Source organism: Frankia sp. CcWB2 (assembly GCF_977927585.1).
The window spans coordinates 26,337-28,255 of record NZ_CDWRCM010000034.1 but is presented as its reverse complement, the minus strand read 5'-3'; the positions used below and the strand labels follow the sequence as shown (position 1 = coordinate 28,255).

General features: G+C 67.8%; 3 protein-coding genes and 1 pseudogene. 1 reads left to right on the top strand and 3 read right to left on the bottom strand.

Going from position 1 to position 1,919, the window contains the following annotated elements; translation table 11 throughout:
• Window positions 1-412, bottom strand: a 412-nt coding sequence (locus tag ACY45C_RS05905; RefSeq protein ID WP_462186639.1) for a SulP family inorganic anion transporter, incomplete at its 3' end; no start/stop codon positions are given.
• A gap of 357 nt (window positions 413-769) precedes the next feature.
• Here ACY45C_RS05905 and ACY45C_RS05900 point away from each other — a divergent pair.
• Window positions 770-859, top strand: a pseudogene (locus ACY45C_RS05900) (type II toxin-antitoxin system TacA family antitoxin); the annotation flags it as partial.
• Window positions 860-927: 68 nt separating this feature from the next.
• On the opposite strand, the gene ACY45C_RS05895 reads toward ACY45C_RS05900, so the two are convergent.
• Window positions 928-1,497, bottom strand: coding sequence for a hypothetical protein (locus ACY45C_RS05895; protein WP_462186637.1), 570 nt, complete (start codon window positions 1,495-1,497; stop codon window positions 928-930).
• A gap of 90 nt (window positions 1,498-1,587) precedes the next feature.
• Window positions 1,588-1,782 (bottom strand): hypothetical protein, encoded by a 195-nt coding sequence (locus ACY45C_RS05890; protein ID WP_462186636.1) that lies wholly within the window; start codon window positions 1,780-1,782, stop codon window positions 1,588-1,590.
• Window positions 1,783-1,919: the final 137 nt, after the last annotated feature.

The window sequence follows — 1,919 nt, the reverse complement described above, 5'->3', positions numbered from 1 at the left end:
CCCCGGTTAACTTCGAAGACCCAATATGAGGAAGCTGCGCGAGAAAGATGAGGATCGCGAGCGCGTTGACGAATCCGACCATGACCGGACGCGGCACGAAACGCATCAGCCGGCCTGCCCCGACCAGCCCGAGAATTATCTGTACGACGCCGGTCACGACCGTCGTCGCGAAGAGGTACTCGACCCCGTGATCCCGGACGAGCGGCACCATGACGAGCGCCATCGACGCTGTTGCCGCCGAGATCATCGCTGGGCGACCGCCCGCGATCGCAATGATCACTGCCATCGAGAACGAAGCGTAAAGACCCACCTTGGGATCCACCCCGGCGATGACCGAGAACGAGATCGCCTCAGGAATCAGGGCCAGGGCGACCACCAGACCAGCCAGCAGATCCGCGGTGGGACCCGCCAGCCATGCCGCTTTGAAACGTCCCCAGACTGCGTCCCGACTAAAGCCAGAAAACGGCACGATTACTCCTCGCCTGCAAGGGGGCACTCGCGGCAGGCGAAGTCGGATGATGGCGGGTTGCCGACCAGGGCACTGGGGATCGGTTCCGTTGGCGACGTGACTCCATCCACATACATCCAACTCTAACGTAACGGTAGGGTTGGCCGAATTGTCGGCTCGCACGACGTCGCGGACACCGACACCCTCGACCTGCCCGCAGCGCGCCGGGCCGTCATCGACGCCCCGCCCTCTCTCCACCCATCCGGCCGCCTTCTCACACCAGCAGCCGAGTTTGGCCGCAGGTTGCCGGAGAACGAGACGTGGGTAGAGTTCCTCGCCGTCCTCGACCGCCCGATGACTGCCAAGCCCCGGCTGGAGCGCCTGTTCGCCGAAGAATCCATCTTCGAGTGAGCGGCTACTCGGCCCCCAGACCAATCACTGCCTCCGACGACCTGTCGGCCTTCGACAGCGGTGAGCCCTCACTCGACGACTGGCTGCGCCGACGCGCTCTGGGTAACCAGGAGGGGGGTCCGGCTGAAGCTGCCGTGCCAGACAGCCTGGGCACCACTGTCGCCGATCCGGTAGACCTGCACGACCGAACCGGCGGCGGCGACGAGGCTGAGCACGGCGAGAACCGCCACGAGCAGCGTCCGGCCGGAACCGGTCGCGGTGCGCGCCGGAGCCGTTTCCGTTCCGGTGGCGGCCGAGCGGCGTGCAAGCACCCACGGCACCACGGCCGCGACGAACAGCCCGGCGGCCCAGGGCAGCAGGGTGTCGCCGAGTTCGGCGTGCCGGCGGACCAGCTCGTTCGAGGGCACGCGTGCCTCGAGCCACTCCCCCGCATGGGTGGTGAGCGGCACGCTCACCAGCGCGACCAGAGCGACTAGCGGGGTGATGACGCCCAGCCGGCGCCGCGCCGCCGGCCACACCGCGGACAGCACCACCAGCATCGCCGCCAGCGGCACGAGGATGACAACCACATGCACGAGCAAGACGTGCGCCGGCAGTCCGTTGATCTCCGTTGGCCCCACGGTCGCCCCGATCGTCATCTCGCGATGTCCGCACCACGAGCCGTCACAGACAAAAGAAATCCACCCCGGATTATGACAGAGGTAGTAGAAATATTACTGCTACCTCTGTCATAGATGAAACGGGGCGGCTAGGTACGCACCGCGCCCAGGGCGAGGCCTGAACACCGGGGTGCCGGAGGCCGGGGCGGTCTCCCGCAGGGTGCGATAGACCTCGTCGAACTCGCGCACCGCCCGGACGCGCCGGTGCGGCGCGAGCATCCGGTGCAGCAGCCACCGCCGCTCGGCTGTGCGCGCGGAGTTCACCCTGGCATCCAGCCGGGCCGTCGGTGGCCCCCGGTGCCGGGCCGGCCGACGGGCCGGCCGCGTCGCCCCGGCCACCCAGAGGGTCAGGAGATTTCGGCGAGCCCGGCGACCCGCGGAATCACCTTTTCACCGAGTAT